The 16,682-nt window shown below is 71.5% G+C and carries 12 protein-coding genes; 8 read left to right on the top strand and 4 right to left on the bottom strand.

The features are described from left to right. The first annotated feature begins 33 nt into the window (after positions 1–33). Together dxs and AB0J87_RS16060 are read left to right on the top strand one after the other, a co-directional pair. Positions 34–1,914 carry a 1-deoxy-D-xylulose-5-phosphate synthase gene (gene dxs / locus AB0J87_RS16065; RefSeq protein WP_363966608.1) on the top strand — a complete coding sequence of 627 codons (1,881 nt, stop codon included), beginning with the start codon at positions 34–36 and terminating at the stop codon, positions 1,912–1,914. A 126-nt stretch (positions 1,915–2,040) separates the two neighbouring features. Further along, positions 2,041–3,513, top strand: coding sequence for an amino acid permease (locus AB0J87_RS16060; RefSeq protein ID WP_355194460.1), 1,473 nt, complete (start codon positions 2,041–2,043; stop codon positions 3,511–3,513). Positions 3,514–3,543: 30 nt separating this feature from the next. Here the strand turns inward: AB0J87_RS16060 and AB0J87_RS16055 are convergent, their stop codons facing one another. The 4 genes from AB0J87_RS16055 to AB0J87_RS16040 all read right to left on the bottom strand — a co-directional run bounded on the left by AB0J87_RS16055 (position 3,544) and on the right by AB0J87_RS16040 (position 8,069). Continuing rightward, the gene (locus tag AB0J87_RS16055; protein ID WP_363965863.1) at positions 3,544–3,927 is read right to left on the bottom strand and encodes an SSI family serine proteinase inhibitor; all 384 of its coding nucleotides are present in this window, start codon (positions 3,925–3,927) and stop codon (positions 3,544–3,546) included. Positions 3,928–4,020: 93 nt separating this feature from the next. Further along, entirely contained in the window at positions 4,021–6,123 is a 2,103-nt protein-coding gene (locus AB0J87_RS16050; RefSeq protein ID WP_363965861.1) for a 3-hydroxyacyl-CoA dehydrogenase NAD-binding domain-containing protein, read from the bottom strand. After that, complete coding sequence (locus tag AB0J87_RS16045) at positions 6,120–7,304, bottom strand: thiolase family protein (RefSeq protein WP_350722778.1); 1,185 nt, start codon at positions 7,302–7,304, stop codon at positions 6,120–6,122. The genes AB0J87_RS16050 and AB0J87_RS16045 overlap by 4 nt, the downstream gene beginning before the upstream one ends. Before the next feature lie 36 nt (positions 7,305–7,340). Continuing rightward, on the bottom strand, positions 7,341–8,069 hold the full coding sequence (locus AB0J87_RS16040; protein WP_363965859.1) for a hypothetical protein: 729 nt from the start codon (positions 8,067–8,069) through the stop codon (positions 7,341–7,343). Between the two features lie 212 nt (positions 8,070–8,281). Between AB0J87_RS16040 and AB0J87_RS16035 the strand changes: the two genes are divergently transcribed. The 6 genes from AB0J87_RS16035 (at position 8,282) to AB0J87_RS16010 (ending at position 16,679) form a co-directional block, all read left to right on the top strand. After that, entirely contained in the window at positions 8,282–9,766 is a 1,485-nt protein-coding gene (locus AB0J87_RS16035) for an LCP family protein (protein WP_363965857.1), read from the top strand. A 350-nt stretch (positions 9,767–10,116) separates the two neighbouring features. After that, positions 10,117–11,265 carry a hypothetical protein gene (locus AB0J87_RS16030; RefSeq protein ID WP_363965855.1) on the top strand — a complete coding sequence of 383 codons (1,149 nt, stop codon included), beginning with the start codon at positions 10,117–10,119 and terminating at the stop codon, positions 11,263–11,265. 67 nt (positions 11,266–11,332) lie between these two features. Continuing rightward, positions 11,333–12,325: a LacI family DNA-binding transcriptional regulator gene (locus tag AB0J87_RS16025; RefSeq protein ID WP_350722770.1), complete on the top strand. Its 993-nt coding sequence runs from the start codon at positions 11,333–11,335 to the stop codon at positions 12,323–12,325. After that, positions 12,322–13,095 carry a sugar phosphate isomerase/epimerase gene (locus AB0J87_RS16020; protein ID WP_363965853.1) on the top strand — a complete coding sequence of 258 codons (774 nt, stop codon included), beginning with the start codon at positions 12,322–12,324 and terminating at the stop codon, positions 13,093–13,095. Before AB0J87_RS16025 ends, AB0J87_RS16020 begins: the two co-directional genes overlap by 4 nt. Before the next feature lie 26 nt (positions 13,096–13,121). Then, a complete protein-coding gene (locus tag AB0J87_RS16015) occupies positions 13,122–14,048 on the top strand; it encodes an alkaline phosphatase family protein (RefSeq protein WP_363965851.1) in 927 nt (308 codons plus the stop codon). Between the two features lie 60 nt (positions 14,049–14,108). Then, on the top strand, positions 14,109–16,679 hold the full coding sequence (locus AB0J87_RS16010) for a PEP/pyruvate-binding domain-containing protein (protein WP_363965849.1): 2,571 nt from the start codon (positions 14,109–14,111) through the stop codon (positions 16,677–16,679). Positions 16,680–16,682: the final 3 nt, after the last annotated feature.

Here is a 16,682-nt window from a genome sequence, read left to right as displayed (position 1 = left end):
CAAGAGCAGAGGGGAGTCGGATCCGTGAGCGGGTTGCTGGGCTCGATAGAGGGACCGCACGACGTCAAACGGCTCACTGTCGAGGAGCTGCCGCGGCTTGCGGGGGAGATCCGCGACCTGCTGGTCGACTCGTGCGCCAGGTTCGGCGGCCATCTGGGCCCCAACCTGGGAGTGGTCGAGCTCACCATCGCCATCCACCGGGTCTTCGACTCCCCGAACGACCCCGTCGTCTGGGACACCGGCCACCAGTCGTACGTGCATAAGGTCCTCACCGGACGGGCCTCCGGCTTCGAGGCCCTCAAGCAGGAGGGCGGTCTGTCGGGCTACCCGAGCCAGGCCGAGTCGGAGCACGACTTCGTGGAAAACTCCCACGCCTCGACCGCGCTGTCCTACGCCGACGGCCTGGCCAAGGCGTTCAAGCTGCGCGGCGAGCAGGACCGCACGGTCGTGGCGGTGATCGGCGACGGCGCGCTGACCGGCGGCATGGCCTGGGAGGCGCTCAACAACATCGCCGCCGGCAAGGACCTCCGGCTCGTGATCGTGGTCAACGACAACGGCCGCTCCTACTCGCCCACGATCGGCGGCCTGGCCTCCCACCTGTCCAACCTGCGGGTCAACCGCAGGTATGAGGACTTCCTCGACTACGTCAAGGACAAGTTGGGGAACGTTCCCGTCCTCTACGACGCCCTGCACGGCTTCAAGAAGGGCGTCAAGGACGTCCTGGCCCCGCAGGTGATGTTCGAGGACCTCGGGCTCAAATACGTCGGCCCCATCGACGGCCACGACGAGCAGGCCATGGAGGCGGCGCTGCGCAAGGCGCGCGACTTCCGCGGCCCCGTCATCGTCCACGCCCTCACCCAGAAGGGCCGCGGCTACACGCCGGCGGAGAATCACGACGAGGACCAGTTCCACTCGCCCGGCGCCTTCGACCGGGCCACCGGCGCGGAGAAGCCCAAGCCGCGCATCTGGACCAACGTCTTCAGCGAGGAGCTCGTCCGGCTCGGCAAGGAGCGCGAGGACCTCGTCGCGATCACCGCGGCCATGCTCCACCCGACGGGCCTCAACGCCTTCGCCGACGCCTACCCCGAGCGCATCTACGACGTCGGCATCGCCGAGCAGCACGCGCTGACCAGCGCCGCGGGCCTCGCCCTCGGCGGCATGCACCCGGTCGTGGCCGTCTACGCCACGTTCCTCAACCGGGCCTTCGACCAGCTCCTCATGGACGTCGCGCTGCACCGGCTGCCCGTCACGGTGGTGCTCGACCGGGCCGGCGTCACGGGTGACGACGGCGCCAGCCACAACGGCATGTGGGACCTGTCGATCCTCCAGGTCGTCCCCGGGCTGCGGGTCGCGGTGCCGCGCGACGGCGACCGGCTGACCGAGCTGCTGCGCGAGGCCGTCGAGGTCACCGACGGCCCGACCGTGCTGCGCTTCCCCAAGGGCCCGGTCGCCGAGCCGGTCGAGCCGGTGGGCAAGCTGGGCGAGATGGACCTGCTGCGCGCCCCCAAGGGCGACCCCGACGTGCTGCTGGTCGGCGTGGGCCCGATGGCGCAGCTCTGCATGGACGCCGCGGTCCTGCTCGACGCCCAGGGGATCGGGGCCACCGTGGTCGACCCCCGCTGGGTCAAGCCGCTCGACGAGGCGCTCGTGCTGGCCGCGAGCGCCCACAAGCTGGTGGCCGTCGTCGAGGACAACGGCCGCGTGGGCGCCGTGGGCGACGCCGTGGCCCGCCTGCTGCGCGACGCCGACGTCGACGTGCCGGTGCGCACGTACGGCATCCCGCAGGAGTTCCTCGACCACGCCAAGCGGGCCGCGATCCTCGCCAAGATCGGCCTGACCGCGCAGGACCTCGCCCGGCAGATCACCGAGGCGGTCGCGAAGCGGACCTCCCACGAGGTGCCCGCCCGCCACTGAGCACCCGGCGCGGCGCGGCGGTGATCCCCGGCATGGCGATCACCGCCGCGTCGCGCTCCTATCCGGAAGGTGAGACTGGATCCCGACCACGCATGATCACTCAGGGCGTGGGAAGGATCACCGGGCGTGGACATCTTTCGCACGAAGAGTGTCGAGCAGTCGATCCGTGACACCGAGGATCCGGAGCATCAGCTGCGCAAACGCCTGACGGCCACCGACCTGACGGTCTTCGGCATCGGGGTGATCGTCGGCACCGGGATCTTCGTGCTCACGGGACAGGTCGCCAAGGAGGTGGCGGGCCCGGCGGTGGCGCTCTCGTTCGTCGTCGCGGGCATCGTCTGCGGCCTGGCGGCCCTGTGCTACGCCGAGTTCGCCTCCACGATCCCGGTCGCCGGCTCGGCCTACACCTTCGCCTTCGCCACCCTGGGCGAGTTCCCCGCCTGGGTGATCGGCTGGGACCTCACCCTGGAGCTGGCGCTGGCCGCGGCCGTGGTGGCGGTCGGCTGGTCGGGCTACTTCGCCTCGATGCTGGCGTCGATCGGCATCCATCTGCCCGCCTCGATCGCGGGCGAGAACCCCGTGGTGAACGTGCCCGCCATCCTCATCGTCCTCCTCCTCACCGTGATCCTGGTGATCGGGATCAAGGTCTCCTCGCGGGTCAACCTCATCCTGGTGATCACGAAGATCACGGTCGTGCTGCTGGTGATCGTGGCCGGGCTGTTCTTCGTCAAGGGGGCCAACTACACGCCGTTCATCCCCGAGGCGGTGTCCACGCCGCGGGTGGAGGGGCTGAAGGCGCCGCTGATCCAGGTGCTGTTCGGCGTCACGCCGGTCGCCTTCGGCGTGCTGGGCGTCTTCTCCGCCGCGGCGATCGTGTTCTTCGCGTTCATCGGCTTCGACATCGTGGCCACCGCCGCGGAGGAGACCATCCACCCGCAGCGCGACGTGCCGCGCGGCATCCTCGGCTCGCTGGCCATCTGCACGGCCCTGTACGTGGCCGTCTCGCTCGTCGTGGTCGGCATGCAGCGCTACGACCGGCTCAGCACCTCGGCGCCGCTGTCCGACGCGTTCACCTCGGTCGGCTACGGCTGGCTGGCCACCATCATCAGCGTCGGCGCCATCGCCGGCCTGACCACCGTGGTGCTCGTGCTGCTGCTCGGCCAGACCCGGGTGCTCTTCGCGATGTGCCGCGACGGGCTGCTGCCGCGCCCGCTGGCCAAGGTCCACCCCCAATTCGGCACGCCGGCCCGGCTCACGATCATCATCGGCGTGGTGACGATGGCGCTGGCCGGGTTCGTGTCGTTCGGCGAGCTGGCCGAACTGGTGAACATCGGCACGCTCTTCGCGTTCGTGGTGGTCTCGATCGGGGTGGTCATTCTCCGGCGCACCCGGCCCGACCTGCCGAGGGCGTTCCGCGCGCCGTTCGTGCCGGTGCTGCCGGTCCTGTCGGTGCTGGCCTGCCTCTACCTCATGCTCAACCTGCCGGTGCAGACGTGGCTGAGGTTCCTCATCTGGATGATCGTCGGCGTCGTCATCTACTTCGTCTACGGCTACCGCCACAGCAGGACGGTCAAGGTCCGCGTCAAGAGTGGCGGCTGAGGGGGCGGGCGCCCGCCCCCTCGCGGCCGGTCAGAACGAGACGAGGGCTCCCAGCGCGGCCTTCGTCGTGCAGCCGTTGCCGAAGACCTTGGCCCACTGCACCGTCGCGCCCTGCCACTGGCCGGCCACCACGACGACGTGCGGCTGCAGTTCCTTCGTGCAGATGGCGTCCGGTGTGACGTTGAGCCGCTCGGGGTGCCCGTCGACCTTCTCCAGCAGCCGGCAGGCCGCGCGCGCGTTGGGGTGGGCCCCTCCCGCGGGGCCGCAGTTGAGCCAGACCGTCTTCGTCACGCCGTCCTTGACGGCGTCGACGATCTTGAGCTGCGCCTTCGGGTGGGGTGCGGCCACCGCGGGCGACGACGCGCCCACCATGAAGGCTCCGCAGAGCGCGATGGCACCGAATGCTCTCATCATGACTACTCTCCGTTCGTAGAACGGTACTCAACGCTACGACGGAGGCCGGTGAGGATCAGGGAGGCCCGCCGGGGCGGGCCTCCCTCAAAGGGTTCAGGCGGGCAGCGAGGCCACGCCGGGCGACAGGAACCGCGGCCGGGCGATGCCCGTCCTGTCCAGGTACGGGGTGATCCCGCCCAGGTGGAACGGCCAGCCGGCCCCGAGGATCATGCACAGGTCGATGTCCTGCGGCGCGGCGACCACGCCCTCGTCCAGCATGATGCGGACCTCCCTGGCCAGCGCCGCCAGGACGCGCTCGCGCACCTGCTCGGCGGTGGACGGTGACGTGCCGCCCGAGAAGAGGGCGACCGCCTCCGGGTCGAGCGTGAAGTCGGGCCGGTAGACGCCCGGCTTGCCCGCGGCGACCAGCTTGGCCATGTTCTCCGAGACGCCGAACCGGTCGGGGAAGGCCTCGTGCAGCGTCTCGGCCACGTGCAGGCCGACGGCCGGGCCGACGAGCTGCAGCAGCGCGAACGGCGACATCGGCAGCCCGAGCCCGTCCAGCGCGTGCTCGGCCACCTCCAGCGGCGTGCCCTCGTCCACGGCCGTCACGACCTCGCCCATGAAGCAGGTCAGCAGCCGGTTGACCACGAACGCCGGGGCGTCCTTGACCAGCACCGACGACTTCTTCAGCGACTTGCCCACCGCGAACGCCGTGGCCAGCGTGGCGTCGTCCGTCGCGGCGCCGCGGATGATCTCCAGCAGCGGCATGACCGCGACCGGGTTGAAGAAGTGGAACCCGACCAGCCGCTCGGGGTGCGCCAATCCGGCGCCCATCTCGGTCAGGGAGAGCGAGGAGGTGTTCGTGGCCAGCACGCACTCGGCCGAGACCACGGCCTCCACCTCGGCGAACACCTGCTTCTTGACCGCCATGTCCTCGAACACGGCCTCGATCACGAAGTCGGCGTCGGCGAAGGCGTCCTTCGTCAGCGACCCGGTCACCAGGGCCTTGAGCCGGTTGGCCTGGTCGGCCGAGACGCGGCCCTTGCCCAGGAGCTTGTCGACCTCGGCGTGCACGTACCCGACGCCTTTGTCGAGCCGGGCCTGGTCGAGGTCGGTCAGCACGACCGGCACCTCCAGGCGGCGCGCGAACAGCAGCGCCATCTGCGAGGCCATCAGCCCCGCGCCCACCACGCCGACCTTGGTGACCTTGCGGGCCAGCGACCGGTCGGGCGCGCCCGCGGGCCGCTTGGCACGGCGCTGCACCAGGTCGAACGAGTAGAGCCCGGCCCGCAGCTCGTCACCCATCAGCAGGTCGGCCAGCGCCTCGTCCTCGGCGGCGAAGCCCTCGTCGCGGGAGGCCGTGCGGGCCTGGGCGATCAGGTCGAGCGCGCGGTAGGGGGCGGGCGAGGCGCCGCGCAGCTTCATGTCCACCAGGAAGCGCGCGTCGGCGACCGTCTTGTCCCAGTCCTCGTCACTGTTCTCGTCGTGTGCCGGCCGCTCCACGGCCAGCTCGCCCTTGACCACGCGGGCGGCCCAGCGCAGCGACTCCTCCAGGAAGTCGGCGGGCTCGAACATCGCGTCCGCGACGCCCAGCTCGTACGCCTCCTTGCCCTTGACCATGCGGTTCTGCGAGAGCGGGTTCTCGATGACGAGCTTGATCGCCTTCGCCGGGCCGATCAGGCGGGGCAGGAGCTGCGTGCCGCCCCAGCCCGGCACCAGGCCGAGGAAGCACTCCGGCAGCGCCACCGCGGGCACGCCCGAGGAGATGGTCCGGTACGTGCAGTGCAGTGCCACCTCGAGCCCGCCGCCCATCGCGGCGCCGTTCACGAACGCGAACGACGGGATCGCCAGCTCGCCCAGCCTGCGGAACACGTGGTGGCCCAGCGCGCCGATGGCCAGGGCCTCCTCGCGCGTGGACAGCGCGGCCGCGCCCTTGAGGTCGGCGCCGACGGCGAAGATGAACGGCTTGCCCGTCACGCCCACCGCGGCCAGGTCGGTGCGCTCGGCGATCTCCGACAGCGCGCCGTTGAGCGCGAACAGGCCGTTCGGGCCGAACGTGTTGGGCTTGGTGTGGTCGAAGCCGTTGTCCAGCGTGATCAGCGCCATCGTGCCGGCGCCGTAGGGGAGCTGGACGTCGCGCACGAGCGCCTTGGTGACGACTTCGTCGGCGTTGCGCCCGCCCAGCAGCGCGCGCCAGTTCTCGACGTTGCTCATGCGAGGTTCTCCCAGATCACAGTGCCGCCCATGCCCATGCCGACGCACATGGTGGTGATGCCGTACCGCACGTCGGGACGCTCGCCGAACTGCCGCGCGAGCTGCGTCATCAGCCGCACGCCCGAGGAGGCGAGCGGGTGCCCGTAGGCGATCGCGCCGCCGTACTGGTTCACGCGGGGATCGTCGTCGGCGATCCCGAAGTGGTCGAGGAACGCCAGCACCTGGACGGCGAACGCCTCGTTGATCTCGAACAGCCCGATATCGGAGATGTCCAGGCCGGCCAGCCGGAGCGCCCGCTCCGTGGACGGGATCGGTCCCACGCCCATGACCTCGGGGTCCACGCCCGCGAACGCGTAGGAGACGAGCCGCATCTTCGCGCCCAGCCCCAGCTCGTCCGCGACCTCCTTGGCGGCCACGACGCACCCGGTGGCGCCGTCGTTGATGCCGGAGGAGTTGCCCGCCGTGACGTTGCCGTGCGGCCGGAAGGGCGTCTTGAGCGTGCTCAGCCCTTCCACCGTGGTGCCGGGCCGCGGCGCCTCGTCCTCGACCGCCAGGCCCCAGCCCTTCTCGGCCGTCCTGATCGCGGTCGGGACCAGGTCGGGCTGGATCCGGCCGTCGGCGTACGCCTTGGCCGCCCGCTCCTGCGACAGCACCGCGTACGCGTCCGCGCGGCCCTTGGTGATGTGCGGGTAGCGGTCGTGCAGGTTCTCCGCCGTCATGCCCATGACCAGCGCGCTCGGGTCGACCAGCTTCTCCGACAGGAAGCGCGGGTTGGGATCGACGCCCTCGCCCATCGGGTGGCGGCCCATGTGCTCGACGCCGCCGGCGATGGCCACGTCGTACGCGCCGAACGCGATGCCGCCCGCGACCGTGGTGACCGCGGTCATCGCGCCCGCGCACATGCGGTCGATGGCGTAGCCGGGCACGCTCTTGGGCAGCCCGGCCAGCACCGCCGCCGCCCGGCCGATGGTCAGGCCCTGGTCGCCGATCTGCGTGGTCGCGGCGATGGCGACCTCGTCCACTCGCTCGGGGGGCAGGTTGGGATTGCGCCGGACGAGCTCGCGGATGACGCGGACGACCAGGTCGTCGGCGCGGGTCTCCGCGTACAGCCCTTTCGGTCCTGACCTGCCGAAAGGCGTGCGCACGCCGTCGACGAACACGACGTCACGAGAGGAAGGCACGGATTCGCTCCTCGTTGATAGGGTTCCGTGCCTATGCTACTCGTCAGTAACTACTCCGCAGACGAGGGCGGCGGTCAGCAATGTGTAAACGACCGCCGTGGCCGGCTCCCAGAGATGGGCGCGGGCCCCGACCAGGGCCGCGACCGCCACGGCCGCGCCCGTCCAGAGCGCCGCGCCCTCTCGCCGGCGCGCGCCTCGGCCGGGGTCCCACGGATCGCCAGGTGACCCGCCCGACCGCAGGGCGCGCGCCAGTGTCCCCAACGCGTCGCCTGCCCACCAGAGGACGAACAACACCCCCGTCGCGAGACTCATCAGCGCCAGCGCCTCGGTGGCCCAGCCCAGGGAGTCGGCGAAGCCGTATAGGGCGGCCTCCCGGAACAGGCGCGGCGCCGTCCAGCCGAGCAGCAGCGTCACCGCCCAGCAGCAGGCCACGGCCAGCCTGCTGAGGGGGCGCACGCGTCCGGTGCGGGGGGCGGCGTACAGCTCGCGCTCCTTGCGGTGGACGTGCCGGGCGTGGGTGCCCCAGACGTACTGGGTGATCGCCTGCGCGGGCACCGCGGCCGCGAAGACCGCCAGCGACAACACGGCCAGCGGCAGCGTCTGCTCCCTCGTCTGCGCCCGGTCGGCGAGCAGCTGGGCGGTGGCCAGCAGCGCGATCGAGGCGGAGAGCGCGACGAAGGCCCGGCGGCGGGCGGTTCTGGCTCTGGCCCGCAGCCCGGCCAGTTCCTGGGCGCCTGGAGGGGGCGCCATCTCGGTCAACAGCATGAATGTCATCATGGCGTCACTCTGCGTGGTGACGCCCCGGATTCCCGTGCTTTGGATGGAGCTCCTCGCCCGGCACGCAACAGTGGCAGCCCCGAGGATTGCCACTTTTATCTGCAAGGCGCGACAGTCCTGGAATCATCGGTAACTCGGTGAGCTACGCGCCGCCCCCTGGCGGTACGCGTTTCTCTTGTGGGGTGGGTGAAGGGGGGCGCGTGAGGCAGAGTCCGGAACACGTGGGGGATGCTCCGCCGCGGCGCAGGAGGAGGCGCGAGCGCGGCCCGCGATGGCGGGTCTCGGTGCTGGGGTGGGTCGGCATCGGGATGACGCTGGTGCTGGTGGTCGTCTCGGTCGGGGCGTACGCGTACTACCGGCACATCGAGAGCGAGATCCCCCGCGAGCCCATCGCCGTCGGCGAGAGCCGCCCGCCGGACACCGGCGCGCTCAACGTCCTGCTCGTCGGCTCCGACTCCCGTGAGGGCGACAACAAGAAGTACGGCCCCCACCTCAAGGAGATCGGCGAGCGCACCGACACGATCATGCTGCTGCACATCTCCCCGAACCGGGACAAGGCCACCATGATCAGCTTCCCGCGTGACTCCATGGTCCTGATTCCGGAGTGCAAGAGCCGTACCGGCGGCCTGATCCCCGGCGGCCTGCGCCAGATCAACGCCGCCTTCAACGACGGCGGCATCAACTGCACGATCAAGACCCTCGAGTCGCTCACCAACATCAGGATCGACCACTTCGTGAAGGTCGACTTCACCGGCTTCAAGGGCATCATCGACGCCATCGGCGGCATCGAGATCTGCCTGCCCAAGCCCGTCAACGACCCCAAGGCGAAGCTGGTGCTCAGCGCGGGCCGGCACGTGGTCAGCGGCGAGCAGGCGCTGGGGTACGTGCGAGCCCGGTACTCGCTGGGCGACGGCAGCGACCTGAGCAGGATCCAGCGCCAGCAGGTCTTCCTCACCAAGGTGCTGCAGGCGGTCACCGACGGCGGCCTGCTCACCGACCCGGTCAAGCTGAACTCGTTCCTGCTGGCCGCCACCAAGGCCGTCACCCTGGACGATCAGCTCACCCTCGACCGCATGGTGGACATCGCCCTCAGCGTCAAGGGCCTGACGACCAAGGAGCTCAAGGGCATCACGGTGCCCACCGAGCCCTACCCGGCGGACAAGAACCGGGTCCAGTTCAGCCAGCCGTCCGCGCGCGACTTCTTCGAGAGCGTGCGCAACGACGTCGAGGTCACCGCGGCTCCCACACCGGGCAAGTCGGCCGGGCCCAAGATCGAGAACAAGCAGGTGCGCGTCCAGGTGCTCAACGGCACGGGGGAGCAGGGCAAGGCGCTCAAGGTGGCCGACGAGCTGGCCGCCCAGGGGTTCGTGATCACGGAGGTCGGCAACGTCGCCGCCACCCCGAAGACCGCACTCCGGTACGCCAAGAAGGACGCCGCCGACGGGCCCGCCTACGGGGACGCGGTGGCCTCGCGGCTGTCGAAGGAGAAGAAGACGCCCGTGGCCGGCAAGGTCAAGCCGATCACCACGCAGCCGTACAAGTCCAAGGCCGGCGTCGAGGTCCCCGGCGGGCCGATCATCCAGGTCGTGATCGGGGCGGACTGGCCCGGCGTGCGCGTCGTGTCGGCGATCCCCGACTCGCTCAAGGACAAGGTCGTCGACTCTGACACCAACCCCTGCCTGTGACTCCTGACTGTGCTCTTGACAGGCCGCCCGGACCCGGTCCGGGCGGCCTTTCGCCTGCCGTGCCCCGTGACGCCGGAGCGTGCCCGCGCGGGTGAACTCCGTGGTCAAAGGGGGTTCTGGAGGGCCGATCGGCTCACCAACAGCGTGCCTTCGATCTCTTAGAGTGACGAATGTTACAGAGAGTGTTTTTAGGGAAACATGTGAAATTTCCGGACAAGTGATGGTCGGGTCTGTTAAGAAGGGCGCGGTCCGAATTCGTACTAGAGAGGTTCATCGTGGCGCGCGACGAGAACGACAGGCCTTATGAGGATGGGCAGGGGAGGTCGTTAAACCCGGATCTGACGGGCGACGTGCTTTCCCCACGGTGGAGCACCGATGACACCGACGAGCAGCCCGCCATCCAGGTCGTCGGCAACGAGACCTACATCCTCCCCCTCGACAAGAGCGAGCCCCAGCTCATCGGGGGCCGTGACCTGCTCGACGACGGCCCGCACGATGTCCTCGGCGGTCAGAGCGATCCGCTCGACGCGGGCCAGCGCGACCTGTACGGCGACCCGCTCGACGTGGGGGGCCAGCGTGACATGTACGTGGCCGGCGACCCCCTGGACGGCAGCAAGCGCGACGTGTACGCGGCCGGCGACCCGCTCGACGTGGGCCACCGCGACGTGTACGGCGGGGCCAGCGGTCCCCATCACGTCCTGGACGCCGACGACCTGGGCGGACCCAGCGGCTCCCACCGCATCGATGACGACAACCCGTACCTCCCGCTCGACCGCAGCTACGACGCCGGGATCGACGACGACCACGACGACGACAAGCCCAAGCGCGGCTTCCTCGGCTCGGGCTGGACGGAGGACTCGGACGACAAGCGCCCGCAGGACAGGCGCTCGGGCGGCCGTTCCGGCGGCGGCAACGGTGACGACGGCGGCGAGGTGCGCCGGCGCACCAGGAAGCTGCTGGTGGTCGCGGCCGCGGTGGTGCTGGTCGGCGTGGGCGCCGGCTTCATGCTCACGGGCAACTCCTCCGACGACCCCTGCAAGGGTGGTCAGTGCGCCAGCGCGGGAGAGGTGACGCGTCCCTCGGAGAGCGCGGCCCCCGAGGACACCACCTCGGAGGAGGAGACTCCCGAGACCGAGGATACGGACACCCCGGAGCCGACCGAGACCGAGTCCGATACCCCGACGACCGCGCCCACGCGGGCGGCCCGGCCCACGCGCGAGCCCTCGGCCCGTCCGACGAACACGCGCATCGGCCAGCCGACGGCGAAGGCGAGCACCAGGCCCACCCGCGCCCCGCAGAACCAGACGAACGACAACGACGACCGCACGAGCACGACGAACGACACGGACAGCAGGGACAACACGGTGTCGACCAAGGCGCCGGAGTCGAAGTCCACCCAGGCTCCCTCCACGCAGGCGCCGCCGCAGACCCAGGCGCCCGCGCCCACACCCACCAAGGAGAGCAAGGGACTTCTGGACATCCTGTTCCCCTGGGCCTGAGACGTGCGAGGATGCGGATCCAGGTGCTGATCTGGCAGACTTGGAAACCGCTTTCCGGGGAGGTCTCGTGGTCACGCTTGAGGATGTCGCCAAGCAGGCGGGCGTCTCGCTCGCGACAGCCTCGCGGGTGCTCAACGGCAGCACCCGCCAGGTGGGCGCGACTCTGCGGGCGCGCGTCGAGCAGGCCGCGGACGAGCTGGGCTACCGCGCCAACATCGCCGCCCAGACGCTCGCCCGCGGCGCCAGCAACGTCATCGGCATCGTCGTCCACGACCTGACCGACCCCTACTTCGCGGCCCTGGCCGACGGGGCGATGCGGGCGGCCGCCACCGAGGGCCTGCTGGTCATGGTGGGCACCACGCATCGCGACCCCGAGCAGGAGATCGCCTACGTGGCCACGCTGAACGCCCAGCGCGTGCGGGCGGTGCTGCTGGTCGGCTCGCGCGTCGCCGACCACGCCGTCACGGGGCGCCTGCGCGACGAGCTCGCCCGCTACCAGTCGGGCGGCGGTCGCGCCGCCTGCGTGGGCCAGGATCTCCTCGGCGTCGACACCGTCGCGCCCGCCAACAGAGCGGGCGCCGCCGAGCTCGCTCGCGCGCTGGCCGGGCTCGGGCACACGCGGTTCGCGGTGCTGGCCGGGCCGCCGCACCTGGTGACGGCCGCCGACCGGTGCGCCGGGTTCGCCGGGGCGCTGGAGGAGCTGGGGCTGCCCGCGCCGCACGTCATCCACGGGCCGTTCGACCGTGACGGCGGCTACGCGGCGGCCCAGCAGGTCAAGGACGCGACCTGCGTGTTCGCGGTCAACGACGTGATGGCGGTCGGGGCGCTGGCGGCCTACAGGGAGCGCGGGGTCCGGGTGCCGGAGGACGTCTCGGTGGCCGGGTTCGACGACATCGTGACGCTGCGGGACCATGTGCCCGCGCTGACGACCGTGCGGCTGCCCCTGACGGACATGGGCGCGCGGGCGCTGGAGCTCGCGCTGGGTGAGACGGACGAGGTCGTGGTCGAGCAGGTCGCGGGCGAGGTCGTGCTGCGAGAGAGCGTACGGAGGATGGCGTGAAGCTGGCCGTCAGCACCCTGGGGATGCCCGGCGAGGGGCTGGACAGGGCGATCGGGATCGCGGCCGGAGGCGGCTGCCAGGGCCTCGAGCTGCGCCTGCACCCGGACACCGGGGTCCACGCCGGCCTCGACGCCGCGGAGCGGCGCTCGGTGCGGGAACGGGTCGAGCGGGCGGGCCTGGAGATCGCCGCACTCGCCGGATATGTCAAGGTTTGTGCGCCTGGACCGGACGAACCGGCCATCGAGGCGCTCCTCGCCGACCTCCGGCTCGCCGCCGACCTGGGCGCCCCCGCGGTGCGGGTGTTCCCGGGCGGCGACGATCCCGCCGTCGGTGCCCGCCGGCTCAAGGCGGTATCCGGTACGGCCTCCGCGCTCGGCACCCGCGTCCTCGTCGAGACGCACGACCACATGGCCACCGGCGCCGCCGTGGCCGGGCTGCTGGCCGAGGCGGGCTGCCCCGAGTCCACCGGCGCGATCTGGGACCTGCTGCACCCGTGGCGCCACGGCGAGCCCCCGGCCGAAACGCTGGCCGCGCTGGGCCCGTACCTCTCCTACGTCCAGGTCAAGGACGCGGTCTCGGCCGAGGACACCACGCCGGTGCCCATGTGGACGGGCTCGGTGCCCTTGGAGGAGTCGGGCGAGCTGCTGCGCGCGGCCGGTTACGACGGATGGGTGTCGCTGGAATGGGAGCGCACCTGGTATCCGCAGGTCGCCCCGGTCGAGGAGATCCTCCCGGGCGCGGCTGACTGGGTGCGGCGTTTCGCCCTTTAGATACCTTTCGCCGCTTAGATAGGGGGATGCCCCTATCTAAGCGGAACAAGGTGCTGGTCGTCGGGATGGACGGCCTGCGGTTCGACCGCCTCCAGGCTCTGGGCGCGCCCGTGCTGGGCTCGCTCATGTCCTCCGGCGCGTACGGCACCAGCAAGCTCCCCTACGGCGAGGCGGGAACGCCGCGTACGGAGTCGCCCGGCCAGGTCGTCCCCAAGGCTCCGGAGCCGGGCGGTCGCGTCATCGCCTCGCGGACGGACTCGGGCCCCGGCTGGTCGTCGATCGCCACCGGGGTCTGGCCGGACAAACATGGCGTGGTGGACAACGGCTTCGCCAACCCCCGTTTCACGAAATATCCGGACTTCTTGACTCGTGCGAAGCATGCGCGGCCGGAGCTGAGCACCGCCGCGTTCTTCTCCTGGGGGGCGCTGGAGGAGCACGGCGCGTTCAGCCGGGCCATCGACCACCGGTTCGTCCTGGACGGCTACGAGTTCGGCTCCTGGGCCGAGGCCGACAGGCGGGTCGCCGAGGCCGCCGAGCGGCACCTGGCCGCGGCCGACCCCGACGCCGTCTTCGTGTATCTGGGCGACACCGACGAGGTGGCCCACGACCTCGGCCCCCATTGCCCCGAGTACTTCGACGCGCTCCAGACCCAGGACGCCTACCTGGGGCAGCTGCTCGACACCGTCCGCGGGCGGTCCTCGTACCCCGGCGAGCGATGGACGGTGCTGATCACGACCGACCACGGGCACGTGGACGAGGGCGGCCACGGCGGGATCTCGGACGAGGAGCGCACGGTGTTCGTGATCGCGAACCGGCTCGAGGAGGACCTGGGCGGCCGCTCGCTCGGCGAGCCGCGGCTGGTCGACGTGGGGCCGACGGCGCTGGGCGTGCTGGGCGTCGGGGTCGATCCCGCCTGGGATCTGGACGGCGCGGATCTTTTCATCAACCGTTGAATTTCTCTCCCGGAAGAGCCACACTGGGTGACAGGAAGCTGAACCGCAGGGGAGCAGACGATGAAGACGGCACTGGCCTTCTCCGAGATCGACGCCGGGATGCTCGCCGAGGTGGGCGGCAAGGCCGCGAACCTCGGCGAGCTGGCCAGGGCCGGCCTTCCCGTCCCGCCGGGATGGGTGCTCACCACGGAGGCGTACCGGCGGGTCGCGGAGGGCCTGGAGACGAGCGGCGACGGGCTCGCCGAGCGGGCCAGGCGGCACCTGCTGGAGGCGCCGGTGCCGGAGGACGTGCGCGAGACGATCGTGACGTCCTACGCCGCGCTCGGTGACGACGTGGCCGTGGCGGTGCGCTCGTCCGCCACGGCCGAGGACCTGCCCTTCGCCAGCTTCGCCGGGCAGCAGGACACCTACCTCAACGTCGTCGGCGCCGAGGCGGTGGTCGAGGCCGTGCGCCGCTGCTGGGCCTCGCTCTGGACCGACCGCGCGGTCGCCTACCGCGAGTCCAACGGCCTCGACCACGCCGCCGTCCGGCTGGCGGTGGTCGTGCAGGAGATGGTGGACGCGCGGGTGGCGGGCGTGATGTTCACCGCCAACCCGGTGACCGGGCGGCGGCGCGAGGCCGTCATCGACGCCAACCCCGGGCTCGGCGAGGCCGTCGTCTCCGGCGCCGTGAACCCCGACCGGTTCGTCGTGCACGGCGGCGAGATCCTCGAACGCCACGCCGGCGACAAGCGCCTGACCATCCGTTCCGTGCCCGGCGGCGGCACGGAACGCGTCGAGACCGCGCACGACGGACTCTGCCTGACCGACGGCGAGGTGCGCGCGCTGGCCGAGCTGGGCGCCCGAGTGGAGGACCACTACGGCGCGCCCCAGGACACCGAGTGGGCCATCGACGGCGACGGCCGGCTCTGGCTCACCCAGGCGAGACCGATCACCACCCTCTACCCGCTGCCCGAGCAGACCCGGCCGGGCCTGCGGGTGTACTTCTCGGTCAACGTCGTCCAGGGCGTCATGGGGCCGCTCACCCCGATGGGCCTGTCGGCGTTCCGGCTGATCTCCTCCGGGGCGGCGGGGCTGCCCGGCTACGGGCCGGCCGACCCGCGGGACGGCGCGCCGTTCATGACCGTGTCGGGCCAGCGCATGTGGCTGGACCTGACCACGGCCGTACGCAGCCGCTTCGGCCGCGCGGTCCTGCCGCGCATGCTCGCGCTGGGCGAGGCGCGCACCGTCCCCGTCTTCGAGCGGCTGATGGAGGACCCGAGGCTCTCGGTGGTGCACACGTCACCCCGCCCGGTCCTGCGCGGCCTGCGCAGGTTCGCCCGCCGCATCCACGCGCCCTCCCGGATCCTGCTCGCCCTCACGCGGCCGAAGGAGGGCCTCGCGTACGCCGCCCGCATCGGCGAGCAGCTGGACCGGCGCCTGCGGCTCCCCGAGGCGGCCACCCCCGCCCAGCGCCTGGACCACGCCGAACGCCTGCTCGCCGCCACCTTCCCGGTCATTCTCTCGATCATGCCCATGGTGCTCACCGGTTACGGCCTGTTCGCGCTGGCCTCCAGGCTCTCCGGCGTGCCGATCGCCGACATGCAGGACGTCCTGCGCAGCGTCCCGCACAACCCGACCACGGAGATGGACCTGGAGCTGTGGCACCTGGCCACCCGCATCGAGCCGGAGCCGTTCAGGAAGGAGCCGGTGGCCGAGCTGGTCCGCCTCTTCGAGGCCGGCAACCTCCCGCCGGTCGCCCAGCGCGAGATCACCGCGTTCCTGGACGAGTACGGCCACCGCGGCGTCGCCGAGATCGACCTGGGCGTGCCCCGCTGGTCGGAGGAGCCCGCGCACATCCTCGGCGTGCTGGCCAACTACCTGCGTATGGACGGCGGCGCCGACCTCGCGCCCTCCGCGCTGTTCGCCAAGGGGGCCGAGGCGGCGCGCTCCGCCATCGCCCACGTGGCGTCCGAGGCCCGCCGCAAGGGCCGCTGGCGGGCCGCCGTCGTGCGTTTCGGGCTCCGGCGGACCAGGGAGTTCGCGGGGCTGCGCGAGCTGCCCAAGTTCTACCTGGTCAAGACCCTCGCCGGGGTACGGCGCAGCATGCTCGCGGTGGGGGAGCACCTGGTGGGCCTCGGCGTCCTGGACTCGGCGCGGGACGTGTACTTCCTCGGCTTCGACGAGGCCAGGGCCGCCCTGGACGGGGGCGACCTGCGCGCGGTCGTGGCGGAGCGGCGGGAGACGTACGAGCGGGAGTCGCGCCGCAGGCACGTCCCGAGGGTCCTGCTGTCCGACGGCACCGAGCCCGAAGCGCTCGCGACCAGTGCCGTGGAAGGCGCGCTGACGGGCACCGCCGCCTCGGCCGGCACCGTCAAGGGCGTGGCCAGAGTGGTGCTCGACCCCATCGGCGCGCACCTGGAGCCGGGCGAGATCCTGGTCTGCCCCTCGACCGATCCGGGCTGGACGCCGCTGTTCCTGACGGCGGGCGGGCTGGTGATGGAGATGGGCGGCGCGATGTCGCACGGCGCCGTGGTGGCCAGGGAGTACGGCATCCCGGCCGTCGTCGGCGTCCCCGACGCCACCCACCGCATCACGACGGGGCAGGAGATCGAAGTGAACGGCGCCGCGGGGACCGTGACGCTATCGTGATCA

The sequence above is a fragment of the Nonomuraea sp. NPDC049625 genome (assembly GCF_040675285.1).
Lineage (GTDB): Bacteria > Actinomycetota > Actinomycetes > Streptosporangiales > Streptosporangiaceae > Nonomuraea > Nonomuraea angiospora_A.
Note: the sequence above shows the minus strand (reverse complement) of the source record. Positions and strands in the feature narration are given on the sequence as shown.